The organism is Staphylococcus sp. M0911, assembly GCF_003491325.1.
Taxonomy (GTDB): domain Bacteria; phylum Bacillota; class Bacilli; order Staphylococcales; family Staphylococcaceae; genus Staphylococcus; species Staphylococcus warneri_A.
In genome coordinates this window covers 1,564,612-1,585,612 of the sequence record NZ_CP022881.1, presented here as the reverse complement: position 1 = coordinate 1,585,612, position 21,001 = coordinate 1,564,612, and the positions used below count along the sequence as shown (strand labels likewise).

Here is a 21,001-nt window from a genome sequence, read left to right as displayed (position 1 = left end):
AAATAGCTACACAATCAAGTTGTGCGAGCTATTTTTATAGTTTGAATAAAGATCATAAATCGTTAAAATATAACCAAACGAATTCTACAGGAGGCATAAGCATGACACAAACAGTCAATGTAGTTGGTGCAGGTTTAGCTGGTTCCGAAGCTGCATATCAATTAGCAGAAAGAGGAATTAAAGTTAATTTAATAGAAATGCGCCCAGTTAAACAAACACCTGCGCATCATACAGATAAATTTGCAGAGTTAGTATGTTCAAACTCATTAAGAGGTAATGCACTTACAAATGCTGTAGGTGTATTAAAAGAAGAAATGCGACGCTTAGATTCTTTAATTATAAAAGCTGCAGATAAAGCCAGAGTACCGGCAGGAGGGGCCCTTGCAGTTGATAGACATGATTTTGCTGGCTATATCACAGACACACTTAGAAATCATCCCAATGTGACAGTTTTAAATCAAGAAGTACACAGTATTCCTGAAGGATATACAATCATAGCGACAGGACCACTTACTACAGAAAACTTAGCACAAGAAATCGTGGATATTACAGGAAAAGATCAATTGTACTTCTATGATGCTGCAGCACCTATTATCGAAAAAGATTCAATTGATATGGATAAAGTTTATTTAAAATCTAGATATGATAAAGGAGAAGCAGCATATTTAAATTGTCCGATGACCGAAGAAGAGTTTGACCGTTTTTATAATGCCGTATTAGAAGCAGAAGTCGCTCCCGTTAATGAATTTGAAAAAGAAAAATACTTTGAAGGTTGTATGCCGTTTGAAGTAATGGCAGAACGTGGTAGAAAAACATTACTATTTGGGCCAATGAAACCAGTTGGATTAGAAGATCCTAAAACTGGTAAACGACCATTTGCAGTTGTTCAATTAAGACAAGATGATGCAGCAGGCACGTTATATAATATTGTTGGTTTCCAAACACATTTAAAATGGGGTGCTCAAAAAGAAGTTATCAAATTAATACCAGGATTAGAAAATGTAGATATCGTACGATATGGTGTGATGCACAGAAATACATTTATTAATTCACCAGATGTCTTAAACGAAAAGTATGAATTAATTGGTCATGAAAATATTTACTTTGCAGGACAAATGACAGGTGTGGAAGGTTACGTTGAAAGTGCAGCAAGCGGATTAGTTTCAGGGATTAACTTAGCACATAAATTACTAGATAAAGGTGAGGTTATTTTCCCTAGGGAAACAATGATTGGTAGCATGGCTTACTATATTTCACACGCTAAAAATGAAAAGAACTTCCAACCAATGAATGCCAACTTTGGTTTATTACCATCATTAGAAAAGAGAATTAAAGATAAAAAAGAAAGATATGAAACACAAGCAAATCGTGCATTAGAATATCTTGAAAATTATAAAAAAACTTTATAATTTTTAAGAACATAAACTAGGTGGCTTATGCTATCTAGTTTTTTGTTGGTTATGATTGCTGACGGTATATGTTACAATTCTCGAAAGATTTTGAATTGAATATCAAATCACTGTAAGCCCTACCACGGATATGCTACAATTCTATATGATGGAGGCGAAATTTATTGAATGATATTCAAAAAGCGTTTCTCTATATGTTAAAAGTAGAACGACATTTTTCTGATCACACACTCAAGTCTTATCATGATGACATTGTGCAATTTAATGATTTTTTATATCAGGAATCTTTAGATTTAAATGACTTTGAATATAAAGATGCAAGAAATTATTTAAGTTTTTTATATTCGAAAAATTTGAAAAGAACTACAGTTTCACGTAAAATTTCTACGTTACGAACTTTTTATGAATATTGGATGACACAGGATGAGTCCGTTGTTAATCCATTTGTTCAACTTGTACACCCAAAGAAAGAACAGTACTTACCACAATTTTTTTATGAAGAAGAAATGGAAGCTTTATTTAAAACGGTAGATACTGATAGTAAAAAGGGTATGCGAGATAAAGTAATACTTGAACTATTATATGCAACAGGTATTCGTGTTTCTGAATTGGTGCATATCAAAACACAAGATTTAGATATGAAGTTACCTGGAGTTAAAGTATTAGGTAAAGGTAATAAAGAAAGATTTATTCCTTTTGGAGAATTTTGTAAGCAAAGTATAGAACGGTATTTAAAGGAATTTAAACCTTTTAAACATGTTGATCATGACTATTTAATCGTTAATATGCAAGGTCAACCAATAACAGAAAGAGGAGTTAGATACGTACTTAATGATGTAGTAAAACGTACGTCTGGTGTAACGAATATTCACCCCCATAAATTACGACATACCTTCGCAACACACTTGTTAAACCAAGGAGCTGATTTGAGAACAGTGCAATCTCTACTAGGTCATGTTAATTTATCAACCACTGGGAAATATACACACGTATCTAATCAACAATTAAGAAAAGTTTATCTTAATGCACATCCTCGAGCAAAAAAGGAGAATGAATGATGGATAACTCATTACATGCAACTACGATATATGCTGTAAGACATAATGGTGGCGCAGCAATGGCCGGAGACGGACAAGTCACATTAGGACAACAAGTAATAATGAAACAAACAGCAAGAAAAGTGAGACGCTTATACGATGGAAAGGTACTAGCAGGTTTTGCAGGTAGTGTTGCTGATGCGTTTACACTTTTTGAAAAGTTCGAAACAAAACTTCAACAATTTAGTGGTAATCTTGAAAGAGCAGCCGTTGAACTTGCACAAGAGTGGCGTGGAGATAAACAACTGCGTCAGTTAGAAGCAATGTTAATAGTAATGGACAAAGATGCCATATTAGTTGTTAGCGGGACAGGAGAAGTGATTGCCCCCGATGATGATTTAATAGCGATAGGTTCAGGCGGAAATTATGCATTAAGTGCAGGTCGAGCACTAAAACGACACGCAGGACAAATGTCAGCAGAAGAAATGGCTTATGAAAGTTTGAAGGTGGCATCTGACATTTGTGTGTTCACAAATGATAATATTATAGTTGAAACATTATAAAAATCTATAATCAATCGAGCAAATTGATTTGTAGTAAGTATAAATAGCATTAATTTCAGAAAGTAAGAAATTGGAGGTCATCCATATATGGATACAAATGGTATAAAATTAACACCGAAAGATATTGTATCTAAATTAAACGAATATATCGTAGGACAAGATGATGCGAAAAGGAAAGTAGCCATTGCCTTACGTAATAGATACAGAAGAAGCTTATTAGATGAAGAATCTAAACAAGAAATAGCACCCAAGAATATTTTAATGATTGGACCAACAGGTGTAGGTAAAACAGAAATAGCACGTAGAATGGCCAAAATTGTAGGTGCACCGTTTATTAAAGTTGAAGCAACTAAATTTACAGAGGTTGGTTATGTAGGTCGTGACGTAGAGAGTATGGTCAGAGATTTAGTTGATGTGTCAGTGCGATTAGTTAAAGATGAAAAGAAAGAAATGGTCAAAGATGAAGCAACGCAAAAAGCTAACGATAAATTAGTAAAATTACTCGTTCCTAGCATGAAGAAAAAAGCATCTCAAGGTAATAATCCATTAGAATCTTTATTCGGTGGAGCAATTCCGAATTTTAATCAAAATAATGAAGAAGAGGAAGAGCCACCAACAGAGGAAATTAAAACTAAACGTTCAGAAATCAAAAAACAACTTGAAGAGGGCAAACTTGAAGAAGAAAAAGTGCGTATCAAAGTTGAACAAGATCCAGGTGCTTTAGGAATGTTAGGTACAAATCAAAACCAACAAATGCAAGATATGATGAATCAACTTATGCCTAAAAAGAAAGTTGAACGTGAAGTTCCAGTTAAGACGGCACGTAAAATACTTGCAGATGACTTTGCAGATGAACTCATCGATCAAGAAACAGCAAATCAAGAAGCATTAGAGTTAGCTGAACAAATGGGAATTATCTTTATCGATGAAATCGATAAAGTGGCTACAAATAATCAAAATAGTGGTCAAGATGTTTCAAGACAAGGTGTTCAACGTGATATCTTACCAATTCTTGAAGGTAGCATGATTCAAACTAAATATGGTACTGTAAATACTGAACATATGCTATTTATTGGCGCTGGTGCATTCCACGTGTCTAAACCTAGTGATTTAATTCCAGAGCTTCAAGGACGATTCCCAATTAGAGTCGAACTTGATAGTTTATCAGTAGAAGATTTCGTTAGAATTCTTAAGGAACCTAAATTATCACTAGTAAAACAATATGAAGCGTTACTTCAAACAGAAGAAGTAACAGTTAACTTCTCAGATGAAGCAATTACACGATTAGCTGAAATTGCATATCAAGTCAATCAAGATACTGATAATATTGGTGCGCGTCGATTACACACAATTTTAGAAAAAATGTTAGAAGATTTATCATTCGAAGCACCGAATATGCCACATGCTGTTGTTGATATTACGCCACAATATGTTGATGATAAATTAAAATCAATCTCAACAAATAAAGATTTAAGTGCATTTATTCTATAAAAATAAAAAGAAGGAGAAAAATTATGAGCTTATTATCTAAAACAAGAGAGTTAAACACGTTATTACAGAAACACAAAGGCATCGCAGTAGATTTTAAGGACGTTGCCCAAACGATTAGTAGCGTTACAGTAACTAATGTATTTATTGTGTCGAGAAGAGGTAAAATTTTAGGGTCGAGCTTAAATGAATTACTGAAGAGTGATCGAATCATTCACATGCTTGAAGATAGACATATCCCTGCAGAATATACTGATCAATTAATGGATGTTAAAGAAACACAATCTAATATTGATATTGATAATGTTTTAACGGTATTCCCACCAGAAAATAGAGAAGTGTTTGTAAATAGTAGAACAACAATATTCCCTATTTTAGGTGGAGGAGAAAGATTAGGTACGTTAGTTTTAGGAAGAGTTCAAGATGATTTCAATGAAAATGATTTAGTTTTAGGCGAATATGCTGCAACTGTCATTGGTATGGAAATTTTACGTGAAAAGCACAATGAAGTTGAAAAAGAAGCACGAGATAAAGCTTCAATCACAATGGCCATTAATTCATTATCTTATTCAGAAAAAGAAGCCATCGAACATATCTTTGATGAATTAGGTGGTAATGAAGGGTTATTAATTGCTTCTAAAGTTGCTGATAGAGTCGGTATTACACGTTCAGTAATTGTAAATGCACTACGTAAACTAGAAAGCGCTGGTGTGATTGAGTCACGTTCACTAGGTATGAAAGGTACATTTATCAAAGTCAAAAAAGAAAAATTCTTAGATGAATTAGAACGTAATAAATAAATTTATTAAGGTTTAGGTGCTACCATTGGGATGCCTAAACCTTAATTTTTTGTAAATAAGGGATAATGATTTTTAGTAACACTTTATCGATGAAAAATAAATAATAAATGACACTAGATGATGTTTGATTTAATCAATCATTTATTAGACGAAAGGCATTGCAATCAATGTCGAATTATGATATATTTATTTTCGGCTATAAAGCCAATACACACATAATAAATGTAAATATAGAGGGTGCAGTATTTAATTACTGTCTTTATATGAGTTTGTTATGGAGGTAATTAACCAATAGGAGGAATTTATAATGGCAGTTATATCAATGAAACAATTGTTAGAAGCTGGTGTTCACTTCGGCCATCAAACACGTCGTTGGAACCCAAAAATGAAAAAATATATCTTCACTGAGAGAAATGGTATTTATATCATTGACTTACAAAAAACAGTGAAAAAAGTTGAAGAAGCATATAACTTCATCAAACAAGTATCAGAAGATGGCGGTAAAGTCTTATTCGTAGGTACTAAAAAACAAGCACAAGATTCAGTTAAAGCTGAAGCAGAACGTGCTGGTCAATTCTACGTTAACCAAAGATGGTTAGGTGGAATCTTAACTAACTATAAAACAATCTCAAAACGAATCAAACGTATTTCTGAAATTGAAAAAATGGAAGAAGACGGCTTATTCGAAGTATTACCTAAAAAAGAAGTTGTTGAACTTAAAAAAGAATACGACCGTTTAATTAAATTCTTAGGCGGTATTCGTGATATGAAAACTATGCCTCAAGCATTATTCGTAGTTGATCCTCGTAAAGAGCGCAACGCAATTGCTGAAGCACGTAAATTAAATATTCCAATCGTGGGTATTGTTGACACTAACTGTGACCCAGATGAAATTGATTATGTAATCCCAGCAAACGACGATGCTATCCGTGCCGTTAAATTATTAACTGGTAAAATGGCAGACGCTGTTTTAGAAGGTCAACAAGGTGTATCAAACGAAGAAGTAGCTGCAGAACAAAACATCAATTTAGATGAAAAAGAAGAATCTGACAAAGCAGAAACAACTGAAGAAAACACTTCTGTTGAATCAAACTAAGTTATAGTTTAAATGGGTGATAAGATACTAATGCTTATCACCTTTTTTTAAAAAATAAATTAATAGTATAGAGTATTGGAAATTTTACTAGGAATAATGGTAAAATTTAAATATATCTGTAACAGAATTATATATACTGGAGGAATAATTAATGGCAATTTCAGCTAAACTTGTAAAAGAATTACGTGAAAAAACTGGCGCTGGCATGATGGACTGTAAAAAAGCGCTAACTGAAACTGATGGTGATATGGACAAAGCTATCGATTACTTACGTGAAAAAGGTATTGCTAAAGCAGCTAAAAAAGCTGATCGTATCGCAGCAGAAGGTCTTGTACATGTTGAAATCAATGGTAACGAAGCAGCTATCGTTGAAATCAACTCAGAAACAGACTTCGTTGCTCGTAACGAAGGTTTCCAAAACTTAGTAAAAGAAATTGCTAACCAAGTACTTGCTACTAAAGCAGAATCTGTTGAAGCATTAATGGAAACTAAATTCGAAGACGGTAAAACTGTTGACGAAAAAATGAAAGAAGCTATTTCAACAATCGGTGAAAAATTAAGCATCCGTCGTTTTGCAGTTAGAACTAAATCAGATAACGATGCATTCGGTGCATACTTACACATGGGTGGACGTATCGGTGTGTTAACTGTAATTGAAGGTACTACTGATGAAGCAGCTGCTAAAGATGTAGCTATGCACATTGCTGCTATCAACCCTAAATATGTTTCATCTGACCAAGTAAGCGAAGATGAAATTAATCATGAAAGAGAAGTACTTAAACAACAAGCATTAAATGAAGGTAAACCAGAAAACATCGTTGAAAAAATGGTTGAAGGTCGTTTACGTAAATATTTACAAGAAATTTGTGCTGTTGACCAAAACTTCGTTAAAAACCCAGATGAAACAGTTGAAGCTTTCTTAAAATCTAAAGGTGGTAAACTTGTTGACTTCGTAAGATATGAAGTAGGCGAAGGTATGGAAAAACGCGAAGAAAACTTTGCTGATGAAGTTAAAGGACAAATGAAATAATAAGTCATATTGTTAACAAGAAAGAAGACACCTGAAAGGTTTTCTCAGATTAAAAGCAGTAGTTTTTAATTTAGAGAGGACGTCCGTGTCTTCTTTACTTATATACTTTTACATATTTCTACTATAGAGAGGATAAGAAAATGGCTCAAACTTCTAAATATAAACGTGTAGTCTTAAAACTTAGTGGTGAAGCACTTGCAGGTGACAAAGGATTTGGCATTAACCCAATGATTATTAAAAGTGTTGCTAAGCAAGTAGCCGAAATAGCAAAAATGGATTGCGAAATTGCTGTAATAGTTGGTGGCGGTAACATTTGGAGAGGTAAAACAGGAAGCGATTTAGGAATGGATCGCGGTACTGCTGACTATATGGGAATGTTAGCCACTGTTATGAATGCACTTGCCCTACAAGATAGCCTTGAACAATTAGAATGTGATACGCGTGTTTTAACTTCTATTGAAATGAAGCAAGTTGCTGAACCTTACATTCGTCGTCGTGCCATTCGTCATTTAGAGAAAAAACGTGTTGTTATCTTTGCAGCAGGTATTGGTAACCCTTATTTCTCTACTGATACAACAGCGGCACTAAGAGCGGCTGAAGTAGAAGCAGACGTTATATTAATGGGTAAAAATAATGTTGATGGTGTTTACTCTGCAGATCCTAAAGTAGATAAAGATGCAGTTAAATATGAACATTTAACACATATTCAAATGCTTCAAGAAGGTCTACAAGTTATGGACTCAACAGCTTCTTCATTCTGTATGGATAACAATATTCCATTAAATGTGTTCTCTATTATGGAAGAGGGTAATATTAAACGAGCTGTAATGGGCGAGAAAATTGGTACATTAATTACAAAATAATATGAGGTGTAAAAAATGAGTGACATTATTAAAGATACTAGAGCAAGAATGCAAAAATCTATCGATAATTTATCTAAAGAATTAGCTAATATCAGTGCAGGTAGAGCGAATTCTAATTTATTAAATGGTGTAAATGTTGATTATTATGGTGCACCAACACCAGTACAACAATTAGCAAGTATTAATGTTCCAGAAGCAAGATTACTTGTTATTTCTCCTTACGATAAATCTTCTGTGGCTGATATCGAGAAAGCAATTAATGCGGCTAATCTTGGTGTTAACCCAACTAGTGACGGAGAAGTTATTCGTATTTCTGTTCCTGCTTTAACAGAAGAGCGTCGTAAAGAATTAGTTAAAGATGTTAAAAAAATTGGTGAAGATGCCAAAGTTTCAATTAGAAACATTCGTCGTGATGTTAACGATCAACTTAAAAAAGATGAAAAGAACGGCGACATTACTGAAGATGACTTAAGAAGTCAAACAGACGACGTTCAAAAAGCAACGGATAATTCAATTAAAGAAATTGATCAATTAGTTGATGACAAAGAAAAAGACATTATGTCAGTATAATCTTCTGACAAACTTAAAAGTCATATTAACTTATTGTAGATGGCACTTATACAGTGTTAATGTAAGACAAAATGATGCAATATTCATTCTAGTCTAAACTGTACCAAGTAAGACTTTGGTACAGTTTTTTTATTTGCTTATTCAATGCTATAAATGAGTATGATAAAATGGTAGATGATTGTTTAAACAACCTATACAATAATACAGAGATGATCAGGCTCGGAGGAAAGACCATGTTTAAAAAGCTTAGAAATAATAATAAGAGTGAAAGTAATCAATTTAATGATTTAGATTTACATAATATACCTGAACATGTTGCAATTATCATGGATGGTAATGGCCGTTGGGCTAAACAACGCAAAATGCCTCGTATTAAAGGACATTATGAAGGTATGCAAACAATCAAGAAGGTCACACGAGAAGCTAGTGATATCGGTATTAAATATCTTACCTTATACGCTTTCTCCACTGAAAATTGGTCTAGACCTGAAAGTGAAGTAAACTATATTATGAATTTACCAGTTAACTTTTTAAAAACATTTCTACCAGAATTGATAGAGAAGAATGTTAAAGTTGAAACAATTGGTTTTCAAAAAGGGTTACCGACATCAACAATCGAAGCTATTGATCATGCCAAAGAAAAAACGAAAAATAATACAGGATTAAGATTAATTTTTGCCATCAATTATGGTGGGCGTGCTGAAATCGTTCAAAGTTTTAAAACGATTGTAGATGAAATCCAACATAAAGGATTGAGTAGTGGTGATATTAACGAAGATTTAATTAATCAACACTTGATGACTAAGAATTATCCTGATCCAGAATTATTAATTAGAACTTCTGGTGAGCAACGAATAAGCAACTTTTTAATTTGGCAAGTTTCATATAGTGAATTCATATTTAATGAAAAATTATGGCCAGACTTTGATGGTGACGAATTGAAAAATTGTTTAAAAATTTACCAATCACGCCAAAGACGTTTTGGAGGATTGAGTGAGGAGTAAAGTATGAAAGTAAGAACATTGACAGCGATTATTGCTTTATTAATTTTCTTGCCTATCCTTTTAAAGGGTGGATTAGTACTAATGCTTTTTGCTTATTTATTAGCATTAATTGCATTAAAAGAACTTTTAAATATGAATATGATTAAATTTATTTCAATTCCCGGGATAATAAGTGCAATCGGTTTAATTATTATTATGCTTCCTCAGGATGCCGGAGATTGGGTACAAGTCATACAGTTGAAAAGTTTAGTCGCAATGAGTTTTATAGTACTCAGTTATACTGTTTTATCAAAAAATAGATTTAGTTTTATGGATGCAGCATTTTGTTTAATGAGCGTTGCCTATGTCGGAATTGGTTTTATGTACTTTTATGAAACGCGTTCAGAAGGATTACACTACATTTTATATGCATTCTTAATAGTTTGGTTAACAGATACTGGTGCTTACATTTTTGGCCGTTTAATGGGCAAACATAAGTTATGGCCAGTTATAAGTCCAAACAAAACAATTGAAGGATTTATTGGTGGTCTTTTCTGTAGTTTACTTGTACCGCTAGTAATGCAGTTTTTTGTAGATTTTAATTTAAACGTGTGGTTATTGTTAATTGTGACCATCATCTTAAGCATGTTTGGACAATTAGGTGATCTAGTAGAATCTGGATTTAAACGTCATTTCGGTGTGAAAGATTCTGGAAGAATTTTACCAGGACATGGTGGTATATTAGATAGATTTGATAGTTTCATGTTTGTTTTACCATTGTTAAACATTCTTTTAATTCAAATTTAATATCTTGAAGCATTTTTTAATAAATAAAATGTTATAATGGGGGAGTTATTGAGATGTTCATAGCATTTCTTAACTCCTTTTCATAACTTATACATAATTTTCATTGGTACAAAAGTATAATGAACATGATTAGCCAAATTAATATGCTAATTAAGTCAAACGTAATATAATGTCTTATATTATCTTTTAATAATTAATCGAGAGAAATTTGAAATATTACTTAAAATAGAGGTGTAGCGAGTGAGCTCATTAATAACAATATTAGCGTTCATCATCGTTTTTGGTGTTCTTGTAACTGTCCACGAATATGGACATATGTTCTTTGCTAAGAGAGCGGGCATTATGTGCCCAGAATTTGCCATCGGTATGGGACCGAAAATCTTTAGTTTTAGAAAAGATGAAACGTTATATACAATTCGTATTTTGCCTGTAGGCGGATATGTGCGTATGGCAGGTGATGGTCTTGAGGAGCCGCCTGTTGAACCAGGTATGAACGTAAAAATTAAATTAAATGATCATGATCAAATTACACATATCATTTTAGATGATCAACATAAATTCCAACAAATTGAAGCTATTGAAGTGAAAAAATGTGATTTTAAAGATGATCTTTTTATTGAAGGTATCACATCATATGATGAAGAGCGTCATCATTTCAATATCGCTAAGAAAGCATATTTCGTTGAAAATGGTAGCTTAATTCAAATAGCACCTAGAGAACGTCAATTCACACATAAGAAGCCGTTACCCAAATTTTTAACATTATTTGCCGGCCCGTTATTTAACTTTATTTTGGCTATCTTACTATTTATTGGATTAGCATATTATCATGGTACACCTACAACAACAGTAGGCGATTTAGCCAAAGGTTATCCCGCTGAAAAAGCAGGATTAAAAGCAGGCGACAAAATTGAACAAATTGGTAACCACAAAGTTAAAGATTATAATGATATTTCAAACATTTTAGATAAAAATAAATCTGCTAAAACTACTGTTAAAGTTGAACGAAACGGTAAGATGAAATCAATCGATATCGAACCTAAGAAAACTGAAATCAAACAAACAAAGAATAAATCTGAGACAGTTTATCAAATTGGATTCAAACCGAAAACAGAACATACGGTATTTAAACCTCTTGTCGCAGGAGTTGAACAGTTCTTTAAAGCAGGTACGTTAATATTTACAGCAGTCGTTGGCATGCTTGCGAGTATCTTTACTGGTGGTTTTTCATTTGACATGTTGAATGGGCCAGTAGGTATTTATCATAATGTGGATTCAGTTGTGAAATCGGGAATTATTAACTTGATCACATATACAGCATTATTAAGTGTAAACTTAGGTATTATGAATTTATTACCAATTCCAGCATTAGACGGTGGAAGAATTTTATTTGTGATTTACGAAGCAATATTTAGAAAGCCTATTAATAAAAAGGCAGAAACAGGTATTATTGCAGTCGGTGCAATCTTTGTAGTTATCATTATGATTCTAGTAACATGGAACGATATTCAAAGATATTTCTTATAAATAGGGAGGCAAAGTAACTATGAAACAATCTAAAGTTTTTATACCAACTATGAGAGAAGTGCCAGCAGAAGCTGAAGCTTTAAGTCATCGTTTATTATTAAAAGCAGGTTTAATTAAACAAAGTACAAGTGGAATATATAGCTATTTACCATTAGCTACACGTGTTCTGAATAATATTTCTAAGATTATACGTGAAGAAATGGAAAAAGTAGATGCAGTAGAAATTTTAATGCCAGCGCTTCAACAAGCTGAATTATGGGAAGAATCAGGCCGTTGGGGTGCATATGGTCCTGAATTAATGCGATTAAAAGACCGTAATGGACGCGAATTTGCATTAGGACCAACGCATGAAGAAGTAGTGACATCACTTGTTAGAGATGAGTTAAAGTCATACAAACGTTTACCTTTAACGTTGTTCCAAATCCAATCTAAATTTAGAGACGAACAACGTCCACGTTTTGGGTTACTTCGTGGTAGAGAATTTATCATGAAAGATGCTTATTCTTTCCATGCTGATGAAGCATCATTAGATGAAACTTATCAAGATATGTATAACGCGTATGATCGTATATTTAAACGAGTAGGCATCAATGCACGACCTGTTGTAGCAGATTCAGGGGCAATTGGTGGTAATCATACACATGAGTTTATGGCTTTAAGTGAAATTGGTGAAGACACTATCGTTTATAGTAATGAAAGTGATTATGCTGCCAACATTGAAAAAGCAGAAGTGGTTTATACAGCTAACCCTAAAAATACTGAAGTTGCTGAATTGAAAAAGGTAGAGACACCTAATATAAAAACAGCTGAAGAAGTAGCTGAATATTTAAATCGTCCGCTAGATGAAATTGTGAAAACAATGATATTTAAAGTGGATGGCGAGTTTATCATGGTACTTGTAAGAGGACATCATGAGTTGAATGACGTGAAATTAAAAGCATACTTTGGTACAGACCAAATTGAAATGGCTAGCCAAGATGAAATTGTTAATATTGTGGGTGCACATCCAGGTTCATTAGGTCCTATTCATGATAAAGATATTAAAATCTATGCTGACCATTTTGTTCAAGACTTAAATAACTTTGTGATTGGTGCAAATGAAGATGGATATCATTTCGAAAATGCACAATTAGATCGTGATTTTAAAGTTGACGAATTTGGAGACTTTAGATTTATCTTAGAAGGTGAACCTTTAAGTGATGGTTCTGGAAATGCACAATTTGCAGAAGGAATAGAAGTTGGACAAGTCTTTAAACTCGGAACAAAATATTCTGAATCAATGAATGCGACTTTCTTAGATAACCAAGGTAAAGCACAACCGCTCATTATGGGTTGTTATGGTATTGGCGTGTCTAGAACATTGAGTGCTATAGTAGAACAACACCATGACGATAACGGTATTATTTGGCCTAAATCAGTTACACCATTTGATTTACATTTAATTACAATTAACCCTAAAAAAGAGGAACAACGTAAGCTAGGTGATCAATTATATGATCAATTAATGAATAACTATGATGTACTATATGATGATCGCCAAGAACGTGCGGGTGTTAAATTTAACGATGCTGATTTAATAGGTTTACCATTAAGAGTTGTAGTTGGTAAACGTGCAGAAGAAGGTATTGTAGAAGTTAAACAACGTTCAACAGGTGAAAGTGAAGAAATTCATATTGATGATTTAGAAAATTATATTAAAGATTTATATTTAACATTAAACTAAATATGAACATTTGACCTTTTAGGTTTTATGTATTGGGAGTGTGATGATGGATTCAATTAGAATTCTTATCCACTCCTTATTTTTCGTAAATGTATTTAATTCATATCGATGAAATCTATACCAATTAAGCGTATAATAAGATATAAATTTGCTTTGAACTTCGAACGATTCATCAGTATAATTTGTATGATTGATTTCATAATTCCAAATTACTAATTCAAGCAATGTTAAAGAAGTATAAATTTAAGGTGGTTTTCATATTGGCAATGACAAATCAGGAAAAATTTAAAGTACTTGCTGATCAAATTAAAATTTCTAATCAATTAGATTCAGAAATCCTACAGCAAGGAGAACTAACTAGAATTGATGTCTCAAGTAAAAATAGAACATGGGAATTTCATATTACATTGCCATATTTCTTATCTCATGAAGATTATTTACTTTTTAATCATGCGATTGTAGAAGAATTTAAAGAAATAGCGGATGTAAGCTGTCATTTCACGATTGAAAACACTGATAATCAAGATGAACAGGCAATTAAATATTTTGCACATTGTATCGATCAAACTGCCTTATCTCCTAAAGTAAAAGGGCAGTTAAAACAAAAGCGCTTGATTATGTCAGGTAATGTTCTAAAAGTTATGGTTTCCAATGATATTGAACGTAACCATTTTGATAAGGCATGTAATGGTAGTTTAGTCGCTGCTTTTAAAAAATGCGGATTTAAAATAGATAAAGTCGTATTTGAAACAGATACTACTAACCATGATGAAGATCTAGCATCATTAGAAGCGCATATTCAAGAAGAAGATGAACAAAGTGCACGTGAGGCTACTGAAAAACTTGAAAAAATGAAAGCGGAAAAAGCAAAACAACAAGATAACAACGAAAGCGATGTAGATAAATGTCAAATTGGTAAACCAATTCAAGTTGAAAATTTAAGATCAATAGAATCGATTATAGAAGAAGAATTTAAAGTGGCAATTGAGGGCGTTATATTTGATATTAATTTAAAAGAATTGAAAAGTGGACGTCATATCGTAGAATTGAAAGTAACGGATTATACAGATTCATTAGTATTGAAAATGTTTACTCGTAAAAATAAAAATGATTTAGATCATTTTAAAGCCTTAAGTGTAGGAAAGTGGGTTCGTGCACAAGGTCGTATTGAAGAAGATACTTTTGTTAGAGATTTAGTTATGATGATGTCTGATATTGAAGAAATTAAAAAATCGCCTAAAAAAGATAAGGCAGAGAATAAAAGAGTTGAATTCCATTTACATACATCAATGAGTCAAATGGATGGCATACCTAATATTGGCGGCTATGTAGCGCAAGCAGCTGAATGGGGTCATCAAGCGATTGCTGTGACAGATCATAATGTTGTTCAAGCATTTCCAGATGCCCATGCTGCTGCTGAAAAACATGGTATCAAAATGATATATGGTATGGAAGGCATGTTAGTGGATGATGGTGTACCTATTGCTTACAAACCTACAGATCGAGATTTAAAAGATGCTACATATGTTGTTTTTGACGTAGAAACGACTGGTTTATCTAATCAATATGATAAAATTATCGAATTAGCAGCTGTTAAAGTACATAACGGAGAAATCATAGATAAGTTTGAAAGATTTAGTAATCCTCATGAGAAATTATCAGAAACAATTATTAATTTAACGCATATTACAGATGATATGCTAACTGATGCTCCTGAAATAGAAGATGTACTTACAGAATTCAAAGAATGGGTAGGAGATGCTATATTCGTGGCCCATAACGCCTCATTCGATATGGGATTCATTGATACAGGTTATGAACGCCTTGGATTCGGCCCTTCAACTAATGGTGTAATTGATACACTAGAATTATCTCGTACTATAAATACTGATTATGGTAAGCATGGTTTGAACTTCCTTGCTAAAAAATATGGTGTGGACTTAACACAACATCATAGAGCGATATATGATACTGAAGCTACTGCATATATTTTTATTAAAATGGTTCAACAAATGAAAGAACTTGGCGTGACAAATCATATAGATATTAATAAAAAACTATCTAATGAAGATGCATATAAACGTGCTAGACCATCACATGTCACATTAATAGTTCAAAATCAACAAGGTTTAAAAAATCTTTTCAAAATTGTGAGTGAATCATTAGTAACGTATTATTATAGAACACCAAGAATACCGAGATCTTTATTAAATGAGTATAGAGAAGGTTTGCTTGTTGGAACGGCATGTGATGAAGGTGAATTATTTACAGCTGTCATGCAAAGAGATCAATCAGAAGTAGAAAAAATAGCAAAGTATTATGACTTTATTGAAGTACAACCACCAGCACTTTATCAAGATCTTATTGATCGTGAACTCATTAGAGATACTGAAACACTTCATGAGATTTATCATCGTTTAATTGAAGCTGGAAAGAGTGCTAATATTCCTGTTATAGCAACAGGTAATGCACACTATTTATATGAACACGATGCCATCGCTCGTAAAATTTTAATTGCTTCCCAACCGGGGAATCCTTTAAATCGTTCAACTTTACCAGAAGCACATTTTAGAACAACCGACGAAATGTTGGATGAATTACATTTCTTAGGTGAAGAAAAGGCTTATGAGTTAGTTGTAACAAATACTAATGCCTTAGCAGATCAAATTGAACGTGTTGTACCAATTAAAGATAAATTATATACACCACGAATGGATGGTGCGAATGAAGAAATTAGAGAATTAAGTTATAGCAATGCCAAAAAGTTATATGGTGAAGATTTACCTCAAATTGTTATTGATCGTTTAGAGAAAGAACTAGATAGTATTATAGGGAACGGTTTCTCAGTTATTTATTTAATTTCACAACGTTTGGTTAAAAAATCTTTAGATGATGGTTACTTAGTAGGTTCACGTGGTTCTGTAGGATCAAGCTTTGTAGCGACTATGACAGAAATCACTGAAGTTAACCCATTGCCGCCGCATTACATTTGTACGCATTGTAAAACGAGTGAGTTTTTCGACGATGGTTCTGTTGGTTCAGGATTCGATTTACCCGATAAAAAATGTCCTGAATGTGGCAATGAGCTAATTAAAGAGGGGCAAGATATACCTTTCGAAACGTTCTTAGGATTTAAAGGTGATAAGGTACCAGATATCGACTTAAACTTCAGTGGTGAATATCAACCTAATGCACATAACTATACAAAAGTATTATTCGGTGAAGACAAAGTATTCCGTGCAGGAACAATTGGTACAGTTGCCGAAAAAACTGCATTTGGATTTGTTAAAGGTTATCTTAATGACCAAGGTATTCATAAACGTGGAGCAGAGGTGGATCGTTTAGTTAAAGGTTGTACAGGTGTTAAACGTACAACTGGACAACACCCTGGTGGTATTATAGTAGTTCCAGACTACATGGATATTTATGATTTTACACCTATACAATATCCAGCAGATGACCAAAGTTCTGCTTGGATGACAACACATTTTGATTTCCATTCTATCCATGATAACGTCTTAAAACTCGATATACTTGGACACGATGATCCAACTATGATACGTATGCTACAAGATTTATCTGGCATTGATCCTAAAACGATTCCTGTGGATGATAAAGAAACTATGAAAATATTTAGTAGTCCAGAAAGTTTAGGTGTGACTGAAGAAGACATTTTATGTAAAACAGGGACATTTGGTGTACCGGAATTTGGTACAGGGTTTGTAAGACAAATGCTTGAAGATACTAAACCAACAACATTTTCTGAATTAGTACAAATTTCTGGACTATCACATGGTACAGATGTTTGGTTAGGTAACGCACAAGAACTAATCCGTGCAGGTATCTGTGATTTATCATCAGTTATTGGTTGTCGTGACGACATCATGGTATATCTGATGTATGCAGGATTAGAACCATCTATGGCCTTCAAAACAATGGAATTTGTACGTAAAGGACGTGGTTTAACTGATGAAATGGTTGAAGCTATGAAAGAAAATGACGTTCCTGATTGGTATCTAGATTCCTGTCGTAAAATCAAATACATGTTCCCTAAAGCCCATGCGGCAGCCTATGTATTAATGGCAGTCCGTATCGCATACTTTAAGGTACATCATCCTTTATATTATTATGCGTCTTACTTTACAGTTAGAGCATCTGATTTTGATTTAATTACTATGATTAAAGATAAAACAGGTATTAAAAACACTGTAAAAGATATGTACTCTCGCTATATGGATTTAGGTAAAAAAGAAAAAGATGTATTAACAGTATTAGAAATAATGAATGAAATGGCTCATCGAGGTTATCGTATGCAACCGATTAGTTTAGAAAAAAGCCAAGCGTTTGATTTCATTATTGAAGGTGATACATTAATTCCACCATTTATAGCCGTACCAGGACTTGGTGAAAATGTTGCCAAACGAATTGTTGAAGCAAGAGAAGAAGGACCATTTTTATCTAAAGAAGATTTAAATAAAAAAGCAGGTTTATCACAAAAGGTTATTGAATATCTAGACGATTTAGGCTCATTACCAGGATTACCTGATAAAGCACAATTATCTATTTTTGACATGTAATGTAAAACAATAAAGAAGTTATTAAATTATTAAGTGTATACAGGGATGTTCCCATTAATTAGGGTGTGATTTGTTTACTAGTATAACTTATGGTATACTTAGATTGCTTAAAAAATTAGTGACTCAGGCAAAAGAGTGGGCATAAACCCGCTCTTTTCTATTTGCCTAAAAGGGAGGCCTGTATGAGTAAAATAGCTGAACAAGTTGAACCTATTATTCAACCCGTATTAGATGACCTTAACTTTGAACTAGTTGAAATTGAGTATGTTAAAGAAGGTAAAGATCATTTTTTAAGAATTTCAATAGACAAAGAAGGTGGCGTCGATCTTAATGATTGTACGTTAGCCTCAGAAAAGATTAGCGAAGCGATGGATGAAAATGATCCAATACCTGAAATGTACTACTTAGATGTAGCATCTCCAGGTGCTGAAAGACCTATCAAGAATGAGAAAGCGCTTAAAGATGCAATATCACATCCCATTTTTATTTCACTTTATGTACCAATCGAAAATGAAAAAGAATGGTTAGGTATTTTAAAAGAAGTCAAAGAGGATATTATATTAATAGAAGTCAAAGAAAAATCTAAAACAAAAACGATAGAGATACCACGCAATAAAATTGCAAAAGCACGTCACGCAGTAATGCTATAACGTGGTGAGGAGGAAGAGCCGTGTCAAGTAATGAATTATTATTAGCTACTGAATATTTAGAAAAGGAAAAGAAAATTCCAAGAGAAGTATTAATTGATGCTATTGAAGCAGCTTTAATTACTGCTTACAAAAAAAACTATGATAGTGCCAGAAATGTTAGGGTAGAACTTAATATGGACGAAGGTACTTTCAAAGTTATTGCTAGAAAAGAAGTTGTTGAAGAAGTATTCGATGATAGAGAAGAAGTTGATATTAGTACTGCATTAGTTAAAAATCCAGCATACGAGATTGGTGACATATATGAAGAAGATGTGACGCCACAAGATTTCGGACGTGTTGGTGCTCAAGCAGCTAAACAAGCAGTCATGCAACGTTTAAGAGATGCTGAAAGAGAAATTCTTTATGATGAATTTATCGATAAAGAAGAAGACATCTTAACGGGTGTGATCGATCGTGTAGACCATAGATATGTTTACGTTAATTTAGGTCGTATTGAAGCAGTATTGTCTGAGGCAGAAAGAAGTCCGAATGAAAGCTATATCCCTAACGAAAGAATAAAAGTCTTTGTTAACAAAGTTGAACAAACAACTAAAGGACCTCAAATTTATGTTTCAAGAAGCCATCCAGGCTTATTAAAACGACTATTTGAACAAGAAGTACCTGAAATCTTTGATGGTACCGTTATTGTTAAATCAGTAGCACGTGAAGCAGGAGATCGTTCTAAAATTAGTGTGTACTCTGATAATCCTGAAATCGATGCAGTAGGTGCTTGTGTCGGATCAAAAGGTGCTCGTGTTGAAGCTGTAGTAGAAGAACTTGGTGGAGAAAAAATTGATATTGTTCAATGGAATGAAGATCCTAAAGTATTTGTAAGAAATGCTTTAAGTCCATCACAAGTGTTAGAAGTTATCGTAGACGAAGAAAATCAATCTACAGTAGTAGTTGTACCAGACTATCAATTATCATTAGCAATTGGTAAACGTGGTCAAAACGCACGTTTAGCTGCTAAACTAACTGGTTGGAAAATTGATATTAAATCTGAAAGTGATGCTCGTGAAGCAGGCGTTTATCCTGTTATTGAATCAGAAGAAATTGCTGATGAAGTTGTAAATACTGGTGATGAAGACATTGAATTTGAAGATGTGAATTTAGAAGAATCAAATTTAACTACTGCCGAATTAGCAGCTGAAACAGATGAAACGTTAGAAGATACGGATGAAGTTACTACTGAAGATAAAGATACAGAAAAATAGGTTGGAGTGATGATTGAACATGAAAAAGAAAAAAATTCCAATGCGTAAATGTATCATATCTAATGAAATGCATCCAAAGAAAGATATGATTAGAGTTGTAATTAACAAAGAAGGCGAAATATTCGCTGATGCTACTGGTAAAAAACAAGGCCGTGGTGCCTATGTTTCAAAAGATGTTCAATTAGTAGAAAAAGCACAACAAAAGGAAGTTTTAGAAAAATATTTTAAAGCTTCTAAAGAACAATTAGAGCCTGTATATAAAGAGGTTATTCGTTTAATTTATAGAGAAGAGATTCCAACAAAATGATTAATGAGAAGATATTTAATTTTTTAGGTCTTGCGATGAGAGCAGGTAAAGTGAAAACGGGTGAATCAGTTATTGTCAATGATATGCAAAAAGGCAATATAAAGTTAGTTATATTAGCTAATGATGCTTCTCCAAACACTATGAAATTAATTAAAAATAAAACTTCGAGTTATAAAGTGCCTTTAAGGGTATTTGGAACTAGAGAAGAAATAGGGATAGCACTTGGTAAAGGCGAGAGAGTCAACGTTGGCATTACTGATCAAGGTTTTGCCAAAAAGTTGCTGTCTATGATAGATGAATATCGTGAGGAGTGATTAT

At 33.2% G+C, this 21,001-nt stretch carries 18 protein-coding genes; all 18 read left to right on the top strand.

Annotated elements, in window-relative coordinates; genetic code table 11:
• Positions 1–101: 101 nt before the first annotated feature.
• The 18 genes from trmFO to ssp1_RS07565 all read left to right on the top strand — a co-directional run bounded on the left by trmFO (position 102) and on the right by ssp1_RS07565 (position 20,997).
• The gene (gene trmFO, locus ssp1_RS07650; protein ID WP_049425631.1) at positions 102–1,409 is read left to right on the top strand and encodes an FADH(2)-oxidizing methylenetetrahydrofolate--tRNA-(uracil(54)-C(5))-methyltransferase TrmFO; all 1,308 of its coding nucleotides are present in this window, start codon (positions 102–104) and stop codon (positions 1,407–1,409) included.
• Positions 1,410–1,573: 164 nt separating this feature from the next.
• On the top strand, positions 1,574–2,467 hold the full coding sequence (gene xerC, locus ssp1_RS07645; RefSeq protein WP_075777938.1) for a tyrosine recombinase XerC: 894 nt from the start codon (positions 1,574–1,576) through the stop codon (positions 2,465–2,467).
• Complete coding sequence (gene hslV / locus ssp1_RS07640; protein WP_002450559.1) at positions 2,464–3,009, top strand: ATP-dependent protease subunit HslV; 546 nt, start codon at positions 2,464–2,466, stop codon at positions 3,007–3,009. The genes xerC and hslV overlap by 4 nt, the downstream gene beginning before the upstream one ends.
• Before the next feature lie 87 nt (positions 3,010–3,096).
• Positions 3,097–4,500, top strand: a complete 1,404-nt coding sequence (gene hslU, locus ssp1_RS07635; protein ID WP_015365077.1) for an ATP-dependent protease ATPase subunit HslU — start codon at positions 3,097–3,099, stop codon at positions 4,498–4,500.
• A gap of 23 nt (positions 4,501–4,523) precedes the next feature.
• Positions 4,524–5,297 carry a GTP-sensing pleiotropic transcriptional regulator CodY gene (gene codY / locus ssp1_RS07630; RefSeq protein ID WP_002450557.1) on the top strand — a complete coding sequence of 258 codons (774 nt, stop codon included), beginning with the start codon at positions 4,524–4,526 and terminating at the stop codon, positions 5,295–5,297.
• 307 nt (positions 5,298–5,604) lie between these two features.
• On the top strand, positions 5,605–6,393 hold the full coding sequence (gene rpsB, locus ssp1_RS07625) for a 30S ribosomal protein S2 (RefSeq protein WP_002466032.1): 789 nt from the start codon (positions 5,605–5,607) through the stop codon (positions 6,391–6,393).
• A 151-nt stretch (positions 6,394–6,544) separates the two neighbouring features.
• Positions 6,545–7,423 carry a translation elongation factor Ts gene (tsf, locus tag ssp1_RS07620; protein WP_002450555.1) on the top strand — a complete coding sequence of 293 codons (879 nt, stop codon included), beginning with the start codon at positions 6,545–6,547 and terminating at the stop codon, positions 7,421–7,423.
• Positions 7,424–7,563: 140 nt separating this feature from the next.
• On the top strand, positions 7,564–8,286 hold the full coding sequence (gene pyrH / locus ssp1_RS07615) for a UMP kinase (protein ID WP_107535782.1): 723 nt from the start codon (positions 7,564–7,566) through the stop codon (positions 8,284–8,286).
• A 15-nt stretch (positions 8,287–8,301) separates the two neighbouring features.
• Positions 8,302–8,856, top strand: coding sequence for a ribosome recycling factor (gene frr / locus ssp1_RS07610; RefSeq protein ID WP_002450553.1), 555 nt, complete (start codon positions 8,302–8,304; stop codon positions 8,854–8,856).
• Positions 8,857–9,089: 233 nt separating this feature from the next.
• Positions 9,090–9,860: an undecaprenyl pyrophosphate synthase gene (locus ssp1_RS07605; RefSeq protein ID WP_075777940.1), complete on the top strand. Its 771-nt coding sequence runs from the start codon at positions 9,090–9,092 to the stop codon at positions 9,858–9,860.
• 3 nt (positions 9,861–9,863) lie between these two features.
• Positions 9,864–10,646 carry a phosphatidate cytidylyltransferase gene (locus tag ssp1_RS07600; protein ID WP_002450551.1) on the top strand — a complete coding sequence of 261 codons (783 nt, stop codon included), beginning with the start codon at positions 9,864–9,866 and terminating at the stop codon, positions 10,644–10,646.
• A gap of 240 nt (positions 10,647–10,886) precedes the next feature.
• A complete protein-coding gene (gene rseP, locus ssp1_RS07595) occupies positions 10,887–12,173 on the top strand; it encodes an RIP metalloprotease RseP (RefSeq protein WP_107535781.1) in 1,287 nt (428 codons plus the stop codon).
• Between the two features lie 19 nt (positions 12,174–12,192).
• Positions 12,193–13,896, top strand: a complete 1,704-nt coding sequence (locus tag ssp1_RS07590; protein WP_002450549.1) for a proline--tRNA ligase — start codon at positions 12,193–12,195, stop codon at positions 13,894–13,896.
• Between the two features lie 266 nt (positions 13,897–14,162).
• Positions 14,163–18,473, top strand: a complete 4,311-nt coding sequence (locus ssp1_RS07585; protein WP_118828235.1) for a PolC-type DNA polymerase III — start codon at positions 14,163–14,165, stop codon at positions 18,471–18,473.
• Between the two features lie 182 nt (positions 18,474–18,655).
• The gene (rimP, locus tag ssp1_RS07580; RefSeq protein WP_049425144.1) at positions 18,656–19,123 is read left to right on the top strand and encodes a ribosome maturation factor RimP; all 468 of its coding nucleotides are present in this window, start codon (positions 18,656–18,658) and stop codon (positions 19,121–19,123) included.
• A 20-nt stretch (positions 19,124–19,143) separates the two neighbouring features.
• The gene (nusA, locus tag ssp1_RS07575; protein ID WP_002450546.1) at positions 19,144–20,376 is read left to right on the top strand and encodes a transcription termination factor NusA; all 1,233 of its coding nucleotides are present in this window, start codon (positions 19,144–19,146) and stop codon (positions 20,374–20,376) included.
• Between the two features lie 19 nt (positions 20,377–20,395).
• On the top strand, positions 20,396–20,683 hold the full coding sequence (gene rnpM / locus ssp1_RS07570; RefSeq protein ID WP_002450545.1) for an RNase P modulator RnpM: 288 nt from the start codon (positions 20,396–20,398) through the stop codon (positions 20,681–20,683).
• The gene (locus tag ssp1_RS07565) at positions 20,680–20,997 is read left to right on the top strand and encodes a L7Ae/L30e/S12e/Gadd45 family ribosomal protein (protein ID WP_075777944.1); all 318 of its coding nucleotides are present in this window, start codon (positions 20,680–20,682) and stop codon (positions 20,995–20,997) included. The genes rnpM and ssp1_RS07565 overlap by 4 nt, the downstream gene beginning before the upstream one ends.
• The last annotated feature ends 4 nt before the right edge of the window (positions 20,998–21,001 follow it).